This is a genomic window from Streptomyces sp. NPDC005752, assembly GCF_040630715.1.
GTDB lineage: Bacteria > Actinomycetota > Actinomycetes > Streptomycetales > Streptomycetaceae > Streptomyces.
The window spans coordinates 28,423-44,636 of record NZ_JBEXYB010000011.1 but is presented as its reverse complement, the minus strand read 5'-3'; the positions used below and the strand labels follow the sequence as shown (position 1 = coordinate 44,636).

Sequence of the window (16,214 nt, the reverse complement as noted above, 5' to 3'; positions counted from 1 at the left end):
ACAATGGCCCGACATACGTACGGGCGACACGAGGAGGCAGCTGTGGCGACGGCGCCGATCAGTGGCACGAACGCGGCTCCGGTGCGCGGCCGGTCGACCCGGCAGCGGGCGGCGGTCGCGGCGGCGCTCGACGAGGTCGACGAGTTCCGCAGCGCCCAGGACCTGCACGACGTCCTCAAGCACCGGGGCGACTCGGTCGGCCTGACCACGGTCTACCGCACGCTCCAGTCGCTCGCCGACGCCGGCGAGGTCGACGTCCTGCGCACGACCGACGGCGAGGCCGTCTACCGGCGCTGCTCGACGGGTGACCACCATCACCACCTGGTCTGCCGCGTCTGCGGCAAGGCCGTCGAGGTCGAGGGTCCCGCGGTGGAGCAGTGGGCCGAGACCATCGCCTCGCAGCACGGCTACGTGAACGTGGCCCACACGGTGGAGATCTTCGGGACCTGCGTGGACTGCGCGGGCGCCAAGAACTGAACCCGGACGCGCGACGACCGGTCCCGGAGGGGGCCCCGGCTCCCGGGGCCCCCTCCGTACGGTGTCAGCCCTTGCTGATCCCGTCGTCCTTGCTGATGTCCTCGGCGCCGCCGAAACGCCGGTCGCGCCGGGCGAACTCCAGGCAGGCGTTCCACAGGTCGCGACGGTCGAAGTCCGGCCACAGCACGTCCTGGAAGACCATCTCGGCGTACGCGCTCTGCCAGATCAGGTAGTTCGACGTGCGCTGCTCCCCGCTGGGGCGCACGAAGAGGTCCACGTCCGGCATGTCCGGGTAGTAGGTGTACTTCGCGAACGTCTTCTCGTTGACCTTCGAGGGGTCGAGCTTCCCGGCCGCGACGTCCTGGGCGATGCGCTGCGCCGCGTCGGCGATCTCGGCCCGGCCGCCGTAGTTGACGCAGAAGTACAGCGTCATCCCGTCGTTGTCCTTGGTCTGCTCCTGGGCGACCTGGAGCTCCTGGACGACGGACTTCCACAGCTTCGGCATGCGGCCGACCCAGCGGATGCGGATGCCCAGCTCGTCCATCTCGTCGCGGCGGCGGCGGATGACGTCCCGGTTGAAGTTCATCAGGAACTTCACCTCGTCCGGCGAGCGCTTCCAGTTCTCGGTGGAGAACGCGTACAGCGAGAGGTTCTTGACGCCCATCTCGATACAGCCCTTGAGAACGTCCATGACGACGCCCTCACCGACCTTGTGGCCCTCGGTGCGGGGAAGACCCCGCTCCTTGGCCCAGCGGCCGTTACCGTCCATCACGACGGCGACGTGCTTGGGCACGAGCTCGCCGGGGATCTTCGGCGGGGTGGCGCCGGAGGGGTGCGGCTCGGGGGCCTTGTACTCACGCCGGTTACGGCCGCCGAGCATCCCGCGTACTGCCATGGGCTTCTCTCGTCTCCCTGTGTCATTTCTCCACGTACCGCAGCGAGCGCAGACCGCGCTCCAGATGCCAGTGCAGATAGGCGGACACGAGCCCGCTCCCCTCCCTGACATGACGCGCCTCGGACGCGTCCGCCGTCTCCCAGTCACCGGTGAGCAGAGCGCTCAGCAGTTCGACGGCCTCCGCCGAGGGTACGACGCTGCCGGGCACCCGGCAGTCGCCGCATATGACGCCGCCCGCCGCGACGGAGAAGAACCGGTTCGGTCCGGGCATACCGCACTTGGCGCAGTCGACGAAGCTCGGGGCGTAGCCGTTGACGGCGAGGGACCGCAGCAGGAACGCGTCCAGGATGAGATTCGGCGCGTGCTCGGCGCGCGCCAGGGTCCGCAGCCCGCCGACGAGCAGCAGGTACTGCTGGACCGCGGGCTCGCCCTCGTGGTCGGTGAACCGCTCGGCGGTCTCCAGCATCGCGGTGCCCGCGGTGTAGCGGGCGTAGTCGGAGACGATGCCGCCACCGTAGGGTGCGATCGTCTCGCTCTGCGTGCACAGGGGAAGGCCCCGGCCGACGAGTTCGCTGCCGCGCGCGAAGAACTGCACGTCCACGTGGGAGAAGGGTTCGAGCCGCGCCCCGAATTTGGACTTGGTGCGGCGCACCCCGCGCGCCACGGCACGCACCCGGCCGTGGCCGCGGGTCAGGATCGTGATGATCCGGTCGGCCTCGCCCAGCTTCTGCGTACGCAGCACGACGCCGTCGTCCCGGAACAAGCTCATACGCCCATTGTCGCCCATGGGCGCACCGGCCGGGGCAGGGGCCGCGGGACGGGGCGGGAGAGGCCTCAGGAGGGCGTACGCGCCGCCTCCAGCAGCTTCGCGGTGTCCGCGGGGCAGAGCTGCAGCGCGCTGCCCACCGTCGTCAGCACCTGGCGCTCCGCCTGGGTGTAGGGGCCGTCGGCCAGCGCGATCCTGGCACCCAGCAGCAGGACCGTCTCCCGGCCGGCCACCGCCAGGTGCGGCGCGAGGGGCTTCAGCGTCTCGTGCAGCTCGATGGCGAGGGCCGCGCCACAGGCGTCGGCCGCGGGGTCGGCCCCCTCGCCGGATCCCGTGTCGGCGGCGAGTACCTCCACGACGGTGAAGAGCCGCTCCTGGGAGCAGTCGTCGAGTCCCGCGTCCCGGGCGACGGCCGCGGCCGTCTCCAGGACCGTACGGGAGGTGGTGCCGCCCGCCGCGAGCACGGCGAGCGTGACGGCGTGCACGGCCTCCCGCAGCATGGCGGAGAAGCGGGTGGTGGTGGGCTGGTCGAGGGTGCCGGGCTCGAAGTGCGTCCCGCAGGCGGCACACTCCACGACGGAACCGGCGCTGCCCCGCGCCAGCAGCGGCAGCCCGAGGACGGTGAGCCGGTGGCGGCCCGTGAGGCGCCGGTAGTTACGGTCTCCCCCGCAGCACGGGCAGAAGAACTCGCCGTCGCCGACGGTGTCCCAGGCCGTACGGGTGCCGTAGATGCGCAGTCTTATGGCGCGTTGTCCTTTGGCTGTCCGCACGTCGCACACCTCCGTAACTCCCCCGTAGCCCTTCGGGCACGGGAGGTGCCCCCAGGCAACATTGCCGCGTTGGACGTGATGTTAGCCACATGCGTGATGTGGCGTCAGTATCCCGGACGTCACAACACCCGGATATGGCCGAACCCCGCCCACCCTCGACGGGTGAACGGGGCTCCGGGGCCGGACATTTCAGCGGCGTTCGGACCTGTGTCCGCCCTGCCGCCCGACGGTGTCAGCGGGTCGCGCGGTTGACCGCGGAGACGACCGCCTTCAGGGAGGCGCGCGTGGTGTTGGAGTCGATACCGATGCCCCACAGCACCTTGCCGTCGATCGCGCACTCGATGTAGGAGGCGGCCTGGGCGCTCGCACCCTCACTCATCGTGTGCTCGGTGTAGTCCAGCAGGCGGGCATCGATGCCGATGGCCTGCAGCGCTTCGAAGAACGCGGAGATCGGGCCGTTGCCCGTGCCGGTCAGCACCGTGTCCGAGCCGTCGACGGTGGCCTCGACGGTGATGGTGTCCTGGCCGTCGGAACCGGTCGTCGTCTGACCGGATCGGATCTGCACGCGCCCCCAGGCGTTCTCGGGGCTCGGCAGGTACTCGTCCCGGAAGGTCGACCAGATCTGGGTCGGCGTGACCTCGCCGCCCTCGGCGTCGGTCTTGGCCTGAATGATCCGGGAGAACTCGATCTGCATCCGGCGCGGCAGGTCCAGCTTGTGGTCGTTCTTCAGGACGTAGGCGATTCCGCCCTTGCCGGACTGCGAGTTGACCCGGATGACCGCCTCGTAGGAGCGGCCGACGTCCTTCGGGTCGATCGGCAGGTAGGGCACCGCCCACTCGATGTCGTCGACGGTCACGCCCCGGGCGGCCGCGTCGGCCTCCATGGCGTCGAAGCCCTTCTTGATGGCGTCCTGGTGGGAGCCGGAGAAGGCGGTGTAGACCAGGTCGCCCGCGTAGGGGTGGCGCGGGTGGACCTCCATCTGGTTGCAGTACTCGCTCGTGCGGCGGATCTCGTCGATCTGCGAGAAGTCGATCTGCGGGTCGACGCCCTGGGAGAACAGGTTCATGCCCAGGGTGACCAGGTCGACGTTGCCGGTGCGCTCACCCTGCCCGAACAGGCAGCCCTCGATGCGGTCGGCGCCGGCCATGACGGCCAGTTCGGCGGCGGCGACGGCGGTGCCGCGGTCGTTGTGCGGGTGGACCGACAGGCAGACGTACGGGCGGCGGGTCAGGTTGCGGGACATCCACTCGAACCGGTCCGCGTGCGTGGACGGCGTCGAACGCTCCACGGTGGCGGGCAGGTTGAGGATGATCTCGCGGCCCTCCTCGGGCTGCCAGACGTCGCAGACGGCCTCGCAGACCTCCAGGGCGAAGTCCAGCTCGGTGTCGGTGAAGATCTCGGGGCTGTACTGGTAACCGAAGATCGTCTCGTCGCCCAGGATCTTGTCCGCGTACTCCATGACCAGGCGGGTGCCGTCCACGGCGATCTGCTTGACCTCCTCCTTCGAGCCGCGGAAGACCACACGGCGGAAGGTGGGGGCGGTGGCGTTGTACAGGTGGACGGTGGCGCGCCGCGCACCGACCAGCGACTCGACGGTCCGCTCGATCAGTTCCTCGCGGGCCTGCGTCAGGACGGAGATCGTCACGTCCTCGGGGATGGCGCCCTCTTCGATGATCGAACGTACGAACGCGAAGTCGGTCTCGCCGGAGGACGGGAAGCCGACCTCGATCTCCTTGTAGCCCATGCGTACGAGCAGGTCGAACATCTCGCGCTTGCGGGTCGGCGACATGGGGTCGATCAGGGCCTGGTTGCCGTCACGCAGGTCGGTGGACAGCCAGCGGGGCGCCACGGTGATGCGGTTGTCCGGCCACGTGCGGTCGGAGATGTCCACGGCGTCGTAACCGCGGTACTTGTGGACCGGCATCCCGGAAGGCTTCTGCAGCTGCTTCGCGTTGGTCACCGGCGTGGGGCCACCGACGGGGGTGACGGCATCGGTGTGCACGGGGGGATTCACTGCGGTCATGGCGTACGGCTCCTCTGAGGTCCAGCAGGGGCGGCCGACTGTGTCGCTGCAACAGCGAACTCCGCGGGGAGGGAGCCGGCCTACGACTACAGGCCCTCGCCGCGGCAGCTAAGAAGGAGCAGCCCGAAACGCATGATGCGGCAACACTAACCGAGGGGCGCCTGGTGCGTCGGTCCGTATCAGTATGCGGGATCAGGCCCTGATGGAGGCACAACGGTGATACATCACTCCATTTCGTCAATCACCATCGCAACCAGTGACATGACGGTGACGGAGTGCCACAGTCATTTGCATGCAGCCTCGACCGAACAACGGATTCCAGCCCGTCTTCTGCACCATCGTGCCGCCGCACGTCCTCGACAAGCTGTCCCAGGCCGACGATCCGCGCCTGGCCGATCCGGCACGGCGCACCCTTGAGGCCGACGGCGCCAGGCGCCACCACCGGCGTGTGACCGCGCTCGCCCGGACCACCGGGGCCGCCCGCACCTCCGCCCCGGTCCCGACCAAGCCCCACCGCACCCTGCACGACTGCCGGCACGGCACGGACCTGCCGGGTGTCAAGGTCCGCGACGAGGGCGACGAACCGACCCGGGACGCCAGCGTCAACCGCGCGTACGCCGGACTCGGCGCGACCTTCGACCTGCTGCTCACGGAGTACGGCCGCAGTTCGATCGACGGCAAGGGGCTGCCGCTCATCGGCTCCGTGCACTACGACGAGAAGTACAACAACGCCTTCTTCGACGGCGAGCAGATGGTCTTCGGGGACGGCGACGGCGAGATCTTCCTCGACTTCACGGTCGCCATCGACGTGATCGCCCACGAACTGGCGCACGGACTCACCCAGTACACGGCCAACCTGGCGTACGAGGGCCAGTCCGGCGCACTCAACGAGTCGGTGTCCGACGTCTTCGGCTCGCTGGTCAAGCAGCACTCTCTGGGCCAGAGCGCGGACCAGGGCGACTGGCTGATCGGCGCCGGGCTGCTCGCCCCCCGGGTCAGCGGCGTCGCGCTGCGCTCGATGAAGGCTCCCGGCACCGCGTACGACGACGACGTGCTCGGCAAGGACCCGCAGCCCGCCTCGATGGACGACTACGTAGAGACGGACGAGGACAACGGCGGGGTCCACATCAACTCCGGCATCCCCAACCGGGCGTTCTACCTCCTGGCCACGGCACTCGGCGGCAACGCCTGGGAACGGGCCGGCCGGATCTGGTTCGACGTGCTGACCGGCGGGGAGCTGGCCCAGGACGCGTCCTTCACGGACTTCGCCAAGCTGACCGTCTCGGCGGCGCAGCACAGGTTCGGGGAGGGCGACGAGGCCGAGGCGGTGCTGAAGGCCTGGTCGGAGGTGGGCGTGCCGACCCGGTGACCGGGTAGATACGAGCGGGGCCGTCCGACGGGGCCAGGCAGGAGCCGTACGCATGCGCATTCAGGTGAGCCGGACCGGCGGGTTCGCCGGTATCGCACGGCAGGGCGAGGTCGAGACCGGGGGACGGCCCGACGCCGCGGACTGGGAGGCCCTGGCCGAGGCGGCAGTCGCCGTCGGCCGGGACGGCCCGCCCGTGGGGGTGCCGGACGGCTTCCGCTACCGGATCACCGTGGGTGACCTGACGGTCGACTGCGCGGACCCCCGGCTGACCGAGGCGCAGCGGACCCTGATCTCCCGGGTCCTGAAGGAGGGCGCGTAACTCCCCCCGGCCGGCGGGCATGCTCCCGGGCCCTTCGGCCGCACGCGGTGAGGCCGGGCCCGGGAGAACGGCCTCAGAATCCGAGCTTGCGCAGCTGCTTGGGATCGCGCTGCCAGTCCTTGGCGACCTTCACGTGCAGGTCCAGGAAGACCGGGGTGCCGAGCAGCGCCTCGATGTGCTTGCGCGACTTCGTGCCGACGTCCTTGAGCCGCTTCCCCTTCGGGCCGATGATGATGCCCTTCTGGCTGGGACGCTCGATGTAGACGTTCGCGTGGATGTCCAGCAGCGGCTTGTCCGCCGGACGGTCCTCGCGGGGCAGCATCTCCTCGACGACGACCGCGATGGAGTGCGGCAGCTCGTCCCGTACGCCTTCCAGCGCGGCCTCGCGGATGAGCTCGGCGACCATCACCATCTCGGGCTCGTCGGTGAGGTCACCCTCCGGGTAGAGCGGCGGGCTCTCGGGCAGCAGGGGTGCGATGAGGTCGGCGAGCAGGCTCACCTGGCCCGCTCCGCGCCCGTCACTCCCCTTCTTCGAGGCGCCGCGTCCCCCTTCCTGCTCCTCCTTGACCGCCGAGACCGGCACGATCTCGGCCCACTCGAAGCCGAGTTCGTCGGCCAGGGCGGAGACGGCGAGCAGCTGCTCGGCGAGCACCTTGGGCGCGACCAGGTCGGTCTTGGTGATGATCGCGATCTTCGGGGTCTTCTTGATCCCGGCGAGTTCCTTGACGATGAACTTGTCGCCGGGGCCGAGCTTCTGGTCGGCGGGCAGGCAGAAACCGATGACGTCGACCTCGGCCCAGGTGGTCCGTACGACGTCGTTCAGCCGCTCCCCGAGCAGCGTGCGCGGCTTGTGGAGGCCGGGCGTGTCCACCAGGATCAGCTGGGCGTCGTCGCGGTGCACGATGCCCCGCACCGTGTGCCTGGTGGTCTGGGGGCGGTTGGAGGTGATCGCCACCTTCTGACCGACCAGAGCGTTCGTGAGGGTGGACTTGCCCGCGTTGGGGCGGCCCACGAAGCAGGCGAAGCCGGCCCGGTGGGGGGCGGTGGTCTCAGCCTGCTGCGCAGCAGCTTCTGTGTTCGGTCGAGCGCTCATGGCGCCCATTCTCCCCGATCCGGACGGCCGCGTTGCACAGCAGGGCGCCGCCGCCCCGGATCAGCCCGCGGTCGCGGTGGACCTGAGCGTTCCGTCGGGCCCCGCGAGCAGTACGGGAGTGTCGGGTCCGCCCAGGTCACGCACGGCGGCCCGGTCGGCGTCGGAGACGCTCGCGGCCTCGGAGACGAGGGCCGCCGCCTCCAGGGATGTGGCGCCGCTGGCCACAGCCATGGCGACGGCGGTCTGCAGCGCGCTGAGCTTCAACGACTCCAGGTCCACGGTGCCCGCGGCGTAGGTGCGTCCGGTCTCGTCCCGGACCGCCGCGCCCTCCGGCACTGCGTTGCGGGCGCGGACGCTGCGGGCCAGCGTGACGATCTTGCGGTCCTCGGGGCCGAGGTCGGTGCTGTCGGTCATGGGCCGAGCATACGAAGTGGGTGGCCACCCGCCCCGCGACGGGGTCTGTTCACCGCCGGCGGGGCGGGGGCTACGGCCGGTCGAGGCGCAGACGTTCCGCCTTGGGGAGCCCTGCGACCACCAGGTCGTAGCTGTCCTCCACGAGCTCCCGGACCATCCGGTCCGGGAGCCGGGAGACCGTCACGGTGTTCCAGTGCCGCTTGTTCAGATGCCAGCCGGGGACGATCGCCTCATGGTCCTTGCGGAGCCGCAGGGCCTCGTCCGGATCGCATTTGAGGCTGACCTGAAGCGGCCGCGCGTCGAGGACGCTGAGGGCGAACATCTTCCCCAGGACCTTGAAGACCGAGGCCTCGGGCCCGAAGGGGAACTCCTCCGCGCTCGCGTTGAACTCCAGGCAGAACGTGCGCAGCTCCTGGGGAGTCATGCCGCTTCCATTCCCTCCGGTTCCACCAGCACCGTGACGATCTTGTTCCGGCGGCCCGCCGGGGACTCCGCGGTCAGGCGGAGCTTGCGTCCGTCGGGAAGGTCGACGATCGAGGAGGCTCCGGAGATCGGGACCCGCCCGAGCGCCTTCGCCAGCAGGCCTCCGACCGTCTCCACGTCCTCGTCGTCGTACGCGTCGAGGCCGAACAGCTCCCCGAGGTCGCCGATGTCGAGCCGGGCGGTCACCCGGAAGCAGCCGTTCTCCAGCTCCTGGACGGGCGGGAGCTCGCGGTCGTACTCGTCGGTGATCTCGCCGACGATCTCCTCGAGGATGTCCTCGATGGTGACGATGCCGGCCGTGCCGCCGTACTCGTCGATGACGACGGCCACGTGGCTGCGGTCCTGCTGCATCTCGCGCAGCAGGTCCCCGGCGTTCTTCGTGTCGGGGACGAACGCGGCGGGGCGCATCGCCGTGGAGACCAGGTCCGCCTCCGCGTCCCGGTTGATGTGGGTCTTGCGGACCAGGTCCTTCAGGTAGACGATGCCGACGATGTCGTCCTCGTTCTCCCCGGTCACCGGAATACGGGAGAAGCCGGAGCGCAACGCCAGGGTGAGTGCCTGACGGACCGTTTTGTAGCGCTCTATGCAGACCAGGTCGGTGCGGGGCACCATCACCTCGCGCACGAGGGTGTCGCCGAGCTCGAAGACCGAGTGCACCATGCGGCGTTCGTCGTCCTCGATGAGCGATTCCTGCTCGGCGAGGTCGACCATCGCGCGCAGTTCCGCCTCGCTGGCGAAGGGGCCCTTGCGGAAGCCCTTGCCGGGGGTCAGCGCGTTGCCGAGGAGGATCAGCAGCTGCGGGATCGGTCCCATGATCCTGGCCACCGGCAACAGGACGTACGCCGCGGCCGTGGCGGTGTTCAGGGGATGCTGGCGGCCGATGGTGCGCGGCGAGACCCCGATGGCGACGTAACTGACGAGGACCATCACGCCCATGGCGAGGGCGAGGGCCTGCCAGGTCTCGGTGAACTCCTGGAGGCAGGCGTAGGTGACGAGCACGCCGGCCGACATCTCGCAGGCGACCCGGACGAGCAGAGCCACGTTGAGATAGCGGGTGGGGTCGGCGGCGACCTGTTCGAGTTTGGCGCTTCCCCGGCGTCCCGCCCGCACGGCCTCGGCCGCACGGAAGCTCGACGTACGCGCGATGCCCGCCTCGGCGCAGGCCGCGAGCCAGCCGACGACGATCAGCAGGACGGCGCCGGAGATGAGGGGGACGCTCACGAGACGGTGGGGGCCGGGGACGGACCGGTGAGTCCGCGCTCACCGCGCCAGCCGTCGACGATCGCCGCCTGGAGACCGAACATCTCGGCCTTCTCGCCGGGCTCCTCGTGGTCGTAGCCGAGGAGGTGCAGCACCCCGTGGACGGTGAGGAGCTGGAGCTCCTCGTCCATCGAGTGCTGCGTCTCGGCGTCCTCGCCCTGCTTCTTCGCGACCTCCGGGCACAGCACGATGTCACCGAGGAGCCCCTGCGGGGGCTCCTCGTCGTCCTTGGCCGGGGGACGGAGCTCGTCCATCGGGAAGGACATGACATCCGTGGGGCCCGGAAGGTCCATCCACTGGATGTGGAGCTGCTCCATGGCGGCGGTGTCCACCACGATCACCGAGAGTTCGGACAGCGGATGGATCCGCATCCGGGCGAGGGCGTAGCGGGCGATGTCGAGGATCGCCTGTTCGTCGACCTCGGTTCCGGACTCGTTGTTGACGTCGATCGACATGGTGCGCTGCGACTACTTCCCGTTGCGGCCCTTGGGGCCCTCTGCGTTGTCGTACTTCTCGTACGCGTCGACGATACGGCCGACGAGCTTGTGCCGGACGACATCCTGGGAGGTGAGCCTGGAGAAGTGCACGTCATCGACACCCTCCAGGATCTCCTGGACCTGGCGGAGACCGCTCTTGGTGCCCGTGGGCAGGTCCACCTGGGTGACGTCACCGGTGACGACGATCTTCGAGTCGAAGCCGAGACGGGTGAGGAACATCTTCATCTGCTCGGCACTGGTGTTCTGCGCCTCGTCCAGGATGATGAAGGCGTCATTCAGGGTCCTACCGCGCATGTAGGCCAGCGGCGCGACCTCGATCGTGCCGGCGGCCATCAGCCGTGGGATCGAGTCGGGGTCGAGCATGTCGTGCAGGGCGTCGTAGAGCGGGCGCAGATACGGGTCGATCTTGTCGAAGAGCGTGCCGGGCAGGAAGCCGAGCCGCTCCCCCGCCTCGACGGCGGGCCTGGTCAGGATGATCCGGCTGACCTGCTTGGACTGCAGGGCCTGGACCGCCTTGGCCATGGCGAGATAGGTCTTGCCGGTACCCGCGGGGCCGATGCCGAAGACGATGGTGTGCTTGTCGATCGCGTCGACGTACCGCTTCTGGTTGAGCGTCTTGGGCCGGATCGTGCGGCCGCGGCTGGAGAGGATGTTCTGCGTGAGCACCTCCGCGGGGGTCTCCGCGGCCTCCCCGTCGCCGTTCCCGCTCGCCCTGAGCATGGCGATCGAGCGTTCCACAGCGTCCTCCGTCATCGGCAGTCCGGTGCGGAGCACCAGCACCATCTCGTCGAACAGGCGCTGGATCAGGGCGACGTCCGTCGCGCTTCCAGTCGCGCTTATCTCGTTGCCCCGGACATGGATGTCGACGGCCGGGAACGCCGTTTCGATCACGCGCAGCAGCGAATCGCCCGACCCCAGCAGCATCACCATCGGGTGTGCGGCCGGAATGCTGATCTGGGCCCGCGCCTGCGGCTGTGTAGGTGACTGAGTCATGGGCCGGCCCTCGGGCCTGCGCATACCTCCCGTTGCAGGGCCGTCGCTGCTCGACCGCCTCTGGACTACCAGCGTACGACTCACCACCGACATCGCAGAGGGGTTTTACCCGGTGATCATCAGCCCTTCACTGACGGAAGCCGATGGTCGGGACGGCGCGGCGCAGGGGCCATGCCCTGCTCGTGGCGGGCAGCAGTTCTTCCAGGAAGGCGTAGCGCTCCAGTGCCGCCGGGTCCTGACCGGCGGTGGTGCGCACCTGCTGCCACCATCCGGCGATCTCCGCCCATCCGGGTGCGGACAGTGATCCGCCGAACTCCTGGACCGACAGGGCGGCCGTCAGTCCGGCGAAGGCGAGGCGGTCGGCGAGCGGCCAGCCGGCCAGTGTCCCGGTGACGAACCCGGCGACGAATACGTCGCCCGCTCCGGTGGGGTCCAGGGCCTCCACCTCGATGGCGGGCACCTCGGCGGCCGTCCCGGCCACCCGGTCGACCGCGTACGCCCCCTCCGCGCCGAGAGTGACCACGGCGAGCGGCACCCTCTCGGTCAGGGCGTGGGCGGCGGCGCGGGGGCAGTCGGTGCGCGTGTAGCGCATGGCCTCCTCGGCGTTGGGCAGGAAGGCCAGGCAGTGTCCCAGGTCCGGCAGGGCGTCCAGGTCCCAGCGGCCGGTCTCGTCCCAGCCGACGTCGGCGAAGACCATCGCGCCGTTCCGGGCCGCTGCGGCCACCCAGGGCTCACTGCGGCCGGGGGTCAGCGAGGCGACGGCGGCGCGGGCGCGCGGCGGGCAGTGCGGGAGCGTACGGCCGGGCACCGCGGAGGCGTCCGGGGCCGGGGCCTCATGGCCGTGCGAGACCATCGTGCGTTCGCCCTCGTACGCCATGGAGACGGTGACGGGCGAGTGCCAGCCGGGGACCGTGCGCGACATGGACAGGTCGATGCCCTCTCCTTGTTCGAGGGCGTCCCAGCAGTACTCGCCGTAGTGGTCGTCGCCGAACGCGGCGGCCAGCGAGGTGTGCAGGCCGAGCCGGGCGAGCGCGGTGGCCATGTTGGCGACGCCACCGGGGCTGGATCCCATCCCTCGCGCCCAGGACTCCGTCCCGCGCACCGGTGCGCTGTCCAGTCCGGTGAAGATGATGTCCAGGAAGACCGTGCCGGTCAGATAGACGTCACAGGCGGGATCCTGCGGGGCGCGCAGCCCGAGCAGCGGGTCGATGCCTGGATTGGTTGTACTCACCGTGCGCTCCCCGGCTGTGGCAGATCTGAACAGTGCGAATCCGGCCAGTGTGCCGGATCTGCCATCGCATCCGGAGGGCCCGCGCCGCACGGCGCATCTCCACTCCCACCTGCATAAACATGCGCTGCTACCCGACCTGATTATGCATAAACCTATATGTGACCCAGATCACAACGGGGCGGCTTTCCGTCGCCAGTGCGCGCTTGATACAAATTGCCCCGCGAGCACCGATCGGGACGGTCGACGACGAGTGCCGCTTCTCCCGCGTTGCCTGCTCCACCCTCCCCTGCCCCACCCCTGCCTTGCCCTCCCCTGCCTTCCCCCGCTCCACCCCTGCCTTGCCCTCCCCTGCCCTCTTCCGCCTCTTCTGGCATGTCCTCAGGAACGCCCATGTCCTCGCGCCCCCGCGCCGCGTGGCCCCTGGTCGCCGTCTTCACCGCCGGTTACCTCGCCGCCTACCTGCTCCCCACCATCGTCGGCCGGCTCAACACCTATCTGGGGCTGAGTTCGGCCCAGGCCGGTCTGGTCGGCAGCGCCCTCCTGCTCAGCTCGGCCTCGGCCGGCTTCGCGCTCGCGGGACGCGTCGAGAGATACGGGTCGCGGAGACCGGCGCGCGCGGGGCTGCTGCTCGCCGCAGTCGGCTACGGCTGCGCGGCACTGACCACGTCGGTGCCGCTGGTGGTCCTGGGCGTCGTGATCGGTGGTTTCGGCTCCGGTACGGCGACCGCCGTGGCGGCGTCCGGCATCGCCGCGCAGCACGACCCGCACCGGACCTCGTCGCTCGGGCTGCTCAGCGTCTCCGCCACGGCGGGAGCCCTGTACCTGACGGTTCCCCACCTGAGCGGCGGCCACCGGCTGCCCTTCGCCTCCATCGCACTGGTCGCGCTGCTCGTCTGGCCCGCCACCTCCCGGCTGGGAGGCCCCACTTCCGCGGGCGGGACGTCCGCGGTGCAGGGAAGGCTGCCGCACCGGCGGTCGGGGCTGGTGCTGGCGGGCGGGATGCTCGTCTGGTCCATGGCGCAGAACGCCCTGTGGGGCGTGAGCAGCCGGATCGGCGCCGACCAGGTGGGTCTCTCGGAGGTGACCATCGGCGCAGTGTTCGCGGCCGCCCTGGGTGCGGGACTGCTCGGTGTGATGGGCGCGGGCGCGCTGGGGGCGCGGCTCGGACGGGCGGTGCCGATCGGCCTCGGAACAATGATCATCGCGGGGAGCATCGTGCTCAGCTCCTCGGCCGAGGACCTGAGCTCCTTCGCGACCGGTGAGATCGCGTGGAACACCTTCTACCCGGTGGTCCTGTCGTACCTGATCGGGCTGGCGGCCTCGCTGGACGTGCGCGGCCGATGGGCGGTCCTGGCGGGTTCGGCGGCGTCGGTCGGCACGGCCTGCGGCCCCCTCCTCGGCAGCGTGCTCTCCCAGCAGGCGGGCTACGCGGTGATGGGGCTGATCCTCGGGGCCGCGACCCTCCTGGTCGCGGCCCCCGTCACCGCGGTGGCGCTGCACACCGGCGGCCGGCCGCTGGTGCCCGGTTCGGTGCGGCGCAGGGGTGGAGCCCCGGCCGCACTGCTCGCCGCCACGACCAACAGCCTGTCCGGCGCCGTGCCCAAGCTCGGCGCACCGGAGCAGGCGGTCACGGAGATCAGCATGCCCGCGCTGCGGCGCAGGCGGCTGGTGCGGAGCGCCTTCCGGACGGCTGGACCGGACGGCGGGACCGGTCAGTCGAACGCGTACGCCTCGACTTCGGAGAGGTAGCGCGACCTGCGTTCCTCGTCGTGGTCGAGGAACGCCGCCTCGAAGGAGTTGCGGGCCAGGGTCCGCAACTGCTCGCGGTCCAGGCCGAGCGCCTCGTGCACGGCGCGGAAGGTGTCTCCGACGTATCCGCCGAAGTAGGCGGGGTCGTCGGAGTTCACCGTGCAGAGCAGCCCCGCGTCCATCATGGACCGCAGCGGGTGCTGCTCCAGGACGTCGACGGCGCGCAGGCGTACGTTCGACAGCGGGCAGAGCGTCAGCGGGATCCGCTCGGAGACCAGCCGGTCCACCAGGTCCGGGTCCTCCATGCAGCGCAGGCCGTGGTCGATGCGCTCGACGCCGAGTACGTCGAGGGCCTCCCGGATGTACTCCGGCGGGCCCTCCTCGCCGGCGTGGGCGACCTTGCGCAGGCCGAGGGCCGTGGCCGCCGCGTACACCTCGCGGAACTTCGCGGGCGGGTGGCCGACCTCCGCCGAGTCGAGGCCGACAGCGCTGATGCGGTGGAGGTACGGCTTCGCGGCCTCCAGGGTCTCCAGCGCCGACTCCGCGGACTTGTCGCGCAGGAAGCACATGATCAGCTGGGTGGAGATGCCGTGCGTCTCCTCGCTGCGGTCCAGCGCCCTGCCGAGCCCTTCGATGACGGCGCCGATCGGGACGCCGCGGTCGGTGTGGGCCTGCGGGTCGAAGAAGATCTCCGCGTGCCGGACGCCCTGGGCGGCGGCGCGGGCGAGGTAGGCGTCGGCCAGTTCGGCGAAGTCGTCCTCGGTGCGCAGCACCGCCATGAGCGCGTAGTACAGGTCGAGGAAGGTCTGCAGGTCCTCGAAGAGGTACGCCTCGCGCAGCTCCTCGGTGTCCGCGTAGGGCAGGTCCACGCCGTTGCGCGCGGCGAGTGCGAAGGCCAGCTCGGGTTCGAGGGTTCCTTCGATGTGGAGGTGGAGTTCGGCTTTGGGGAGGTGCACGGGGTTCTCGTTACGTGTGGCGGGTGGGTACCGGGACCCTGATCAGGTCCTGGGCGATGGTCAGTTCGCCTTCGAAGCCGGCTGCCCTGGCCTGGCGTTCGAAGGCGTCGGGGTCGGTGTAGCGCTGGGAGAAGTGCGTCAGCACGAGGTGCCGTACGCCGGACTCCATCGCCACCCGGGCCGCCTGGCCGGCGGTGAGGTGGCCGTGGTCGGCCGCGAGCCGGCCGTCCTCGTCGAGGAACGTCGACTCGATGACCAGCATGTCGCATTTCTCCGCGAGGGCGAACGCGCCGTCGCAGAGCCGGGTGTCCATGACGAACGCGAAGCGCTGTCCGCGGCGGGTCTCGGAGACCTCTTCCAGAGGGATGCCGCGCAGGACGCCGTCCTGCTGGATCCGTTTGACGTCGGGCCCCGTGATGCCGTGCTCGGCCAGCTTCGCGGGCAGCATGCGCAGCCGGTCGGGTTCGGTGAGGCGGTAGCCGTAGGACTCGACGGGGTGCGAGAGCCGGTGGCCGTCGAGGGTGTACGCGTCGGTGGTGGCGAGGACCCCGTCCGCGGCGACAGGAGCCTCGGTCAGTTCGACCGACTCGCGATAGGCCGTCGCGTACCGCAGCCTGTCGAAGAAACGCTGTCCGCTCGCCGGGAAGTGGGCGGTGACGGGGTGCGGGACCCGGTCGAGGTTGATCCGCTGGATCACCCCCGCCAGACCCAGCGAGTGGTCGCCGTGGAAGTGCGTGACGCAGATGCGGTCGATATCGTGCGCGGCGACACCCGCCCGCAGCATCTGTCGCTGAGTTCCCTCACCGGGATCGAAGAGGATGCCCTGCCCGTCCCAGCGCAGCAGATAGCCGTTGTGGTTGCGGTGACGGGTCGGCACCTGGCTGGCGGTGCCGAGGACCACGAGTTCTCGTACGGACAC

The 16,214-nt window shown here is 70.2% G+C and carries 17 protein-coding genes; 4 read left to right on the top strand and 13 right to left on the bottom strand.

Translation table 11 applies throughout. The annotated features are described in order from the left end of the window. The first annotated feature begins 42 nt into the window (after window positions 1–42). Window positions 43–477, top strand: coding sequence for a transcriptional repressor (locus tag ABZ441_RS11665; protein WP_205020399.1), 435 nt, complete (start codon window positions 43–45; stop codon window positions 475–477). Between the two features lie 64 nt (window positions 478–541). On the opposite strand, the gene ABZ441_RS11660 is transcribed toward ABZ441_RS11665, so the two are convergent. From ABZ441_RS11660 to leuA, 4 genes are all read right to left on the bottom strand, one after another. Further along, window positions 542–1,372, bottom strand: coding sequence for an isoprenyl transferase (locus ABZ441_RS11660; protein ID WP_358971246.1), 831 nt, complete (start codon window positions 1,370–1,372; stop codon window positions 542–544). 22 nt (window positions 1,373–1,394) lie between these two features. Continuing rightward, window positions 1,395–2,141, bottom strand: coding sequence for a DNA repair protein RecO (gene recO / locus ABZ441_RS11655; protein WP_351325214.1), 747 nt, complete (start codon window positions 2,139–2,141; stop codon window positions 1,395–1,397). 65 nt (window positions 2,142–2,206) lie between these two features. Beyond that, a complete protein-coding gene (locus ABZ441_RS11650) occupies window positions 2,207–2,908 on the bottom strand; it encodes a TerB family tellurite resistance protein (protein WP_358971244.1) in 702 nt (233 codons plus the stop codon). A gap of 232 nt (window positions 2,909–3,140) precedes the next feature. Then, window positions 3,141–4,931, bottom strand: a complete 1,791-nt coding sequence (gene leuA, locus ABZ441_RS11645; protein ID WP_358971241.1) for a 2-isopropylmalate synthase — start codon at window positions 4,929–4,931, stop codon at window positions 3,141–3,143. 292 nt (window positions 4,932–5,223) lie between these two features. Here leuA and ABZ441_RS11640 point away from each other — a divergent pair, with 292 nt between their 5' ends. Next, window positions 5,224–6,300: a M4 family metallopeptidase gene (locus ABZ441_RS11640; protein ID WP_358971238.1), complete on the top strand. Its 1,077-nt coding sequence runs from the start codon at window positions 5,224–5,226 to the stop codon at window positions 6,298–6,300. Window positions 6,301–6,352: 52 nt separating this feature from the next. Then, on the top strand, window positions 6,353–6,619 hold the full coding sequence (locus ABZ441_RS11635) for a protealysin inhibitor emfourin (RefSeq protein WP_358971235.1): 267 nt from the start codon (window positions 6,353–6,355) through the stop codon (window positions 6,617–6,619). 73 nt (window positions 6,620–6,692) lie between these two features. Here ABZ441_RS11635 and ABZ441_RS11630 read toward each other — a convergent pair whose 3' ends face one another. The 7 genes from ABZ441_RS11630 to ABZ441_RS11600 all read right to left on the bottom strand — a co-directional run bounded on the left by ABZ441_RS11630 (window position 6,693) and on the right by ABZ441_RS11600 (window position 12,590). Beyond that, window positions 6,693–7,721 carry a GTPase Era gene (locus ABZ441_RS11630; protein WP_358971232.1) on the bottom strand — a complete coding sequence of 343 codons (1,029 nt, stop codon included), beginning with the start codon at window positions 7,719–7,721 and terminating at the stop codon, window positions 6,693–6,695. Window positions 7,722–7,772: 51 nt separating this feature from the next. Next, window positions 7,773–8,126 (bottom strand): cytidine deaminase, encoded by a 354-nt coding sequence (locus tag ABZ441_RS11625; RefSeq protein ID WP_358971229.1) that lies wholly within the window; start codon window positions 8,124–8,126, stop codon window positions 7,773–7,775. Between the two features lie 70 nt (window positions 8,127–8,196). Next, window positions 8,197–8,550, bottom strand: a complete 354-nt coding sequence (locus ABZ441_RS11620) for an MmcQ/YjbR family DNA-binding protein (protein WP_358971226.1) — start codon at window positions 8,548–8,550, stop codon at window positions 8,197–8,199. After that, complete coding sequence (locus tag ABZ441_RS11615; protein ID WP_358971224.1) at window positions 8,547–9,830, bottom strand: hemolysin family protein; 1,284 nt, start codon at window positions 9,828–9,830, stop codon at window positions 8,547–8,549. Before ABZ441_RS11615 ends, ABZ441_RS11620 begins: the two co-directional genes overlap by 4 nt. Then, a complete protein-coding gene (gene ybeY, locus ABZ441_RS11610) occupies window positions 9,827–10,324 on the bottom strand; it encodes an rRNA maturation RNase YbeY (protein WP_205020388.1) in 498 nt (165 codons plus the stop codon). Before ybeY ends, ABZ441_RS11615 begins: the two co-directional genes overlap by 4 nt. Window positions 10,325–10,336: 12 nt before the next feature. Next, entirely contained in the window at window positions 10,337–11,359 is a 1,023-nt protein-coding gene (locus tag ABZ441_RS11605) for a PhoH family protein (RefSeq protein WP_358971221.1), read from the bottom strand. Between the two features lie 127 nt (window positions 11,360–11,486). After that, entirely contained in the window at window positions 11,487–12,590 is a 1,104-nt protein-coding gene (locus tag ABZ441_RS11600) for a PfkB family carbohydrate kinase (protein WP_205020386.1), read from the bottom strand. A 390-nt stretch (window positions 12,591–12,980) separates the two neighbouring features. Here ABZ441_RS11600 and ABZ441_RS11595 point away from each other — a divergent pair, with 390 nt between their 5' ends. Further along, window positions 12,981–14,339, top strand: a complete 1,359-nt coding sequence (locus ABZ441_RS11595) for an MFS transporter (RefSeq protein ID WP_358971217.1) — start codon at window positions 12,981–12,983, stop codon at window positions 14,337–14,339. On the opposite strand, the gene ABZ441_RS11590 is transcribed toward ABZ441_RS11595, so the two are convergent. Both ABZ441_RS11590 and ABZ441_RS11585 read right to left on the bottom strand, forming a co-directional pair. Further along, a complete protein-coding gene (locus ABZ441_RS11590) occupies window positions 14,303–15,295 on the bottom strand; it encodes an adenosine deaminase (RefSeq protein WP_358971214.1) in 993 nt (330 codons plus the stop codon). The two genes, ABZ441_RS11595 and ABZ441_RS11590, sit on opposite strands and share 37 nt — an antisense overlap. Before the next feature lie 10 nt (window positions 15,296–15,305). After that, window positions 15,306–16,214 (bottom strand): ribonuclease Z, encoded by a 909-nt coding sequence (locus tag ABZ441_RS11585; protein WP_358971212.1) that lies wholly within the window; start codon window positions 16,212–16,214, stop codon window positions 15,306–15,308.

Coding starts and splice junctions, on each gene's coding strand:
- ABZ441_RS11605 (WP_358971221.1), bottom strand. CDS start 11,359: ATGACTCAGTCACCTACACAGCCGCAGGCGCGGGCCCAGATCAGCATT.
- ABZ441_RS11640 (WP_358971238.1), top strand. CDS start 5,224: ATGCAGCCTCGACCGAACAACGGATTCCAGCCCGTCTTCTGCACCATC.
- ABZ441_RS11660 (WP_358971246.1), bottom strand. CDS start 1,372: ATGGCAGTACGCGGGATGCTCGGCGGCCGTAACCGGCGTGAGTACAAG.
- ybeY (WP_205020388.1), bottom strand. CDS start 10,324: ATGTCGATCGACGTCAACAACGAGTCCGGAACCGAGGTCGACGAACAG.
- ABZ441_RS11635 (WP_358971235.1), top strand. CDS start 6,353: ATGCGCATTCAGGTGAGCCGGACCGGCGGGTTCGCCGGTATCGCACGG.
- ABZ441_RS11630 (WP_358971232.1), bottom strand. CDS start 7,721: ATGGGCGCCATGAGCGCTCGACCGAACACAGAAGCTGCTGCGCAGCAG.
- ABZ441_RS11595 (WP_358971217.1), top strand. CDS start 12,981: ATGTCCTCGCGCCCCCGCGCCGCGTGGCCCCTGGTCGCCGTCTTCACC.
- leuA (WP_358971241.1), bottom strand. CDS start 4,931: ATGACCGCAGTGAATCCCCCCGTGCACACCGATGCCGTCACCCCCGTC.
- recO (WP_351325214.1), bottom strand. CDS start 2,141: ATGAGCTTGTTCCGGGACGACGGCGTCGTGCTGCGTACGCAGAAGCTG.
- ABZ441_RS11625 (WP_358971229.1), bottom strand. CDS start 8,126: ATGACCGACAGCACCGACCTCGGCCCCGAGGACCGCAAGATCGTCACG.
- ABZ441_RS11620 (WP_358971226.1), bottom strand. CDS start 8,550: ATGACTCCCCAGGAGCTGCGCACGTTCTGCCTGGAGTTCAACGCGAGC.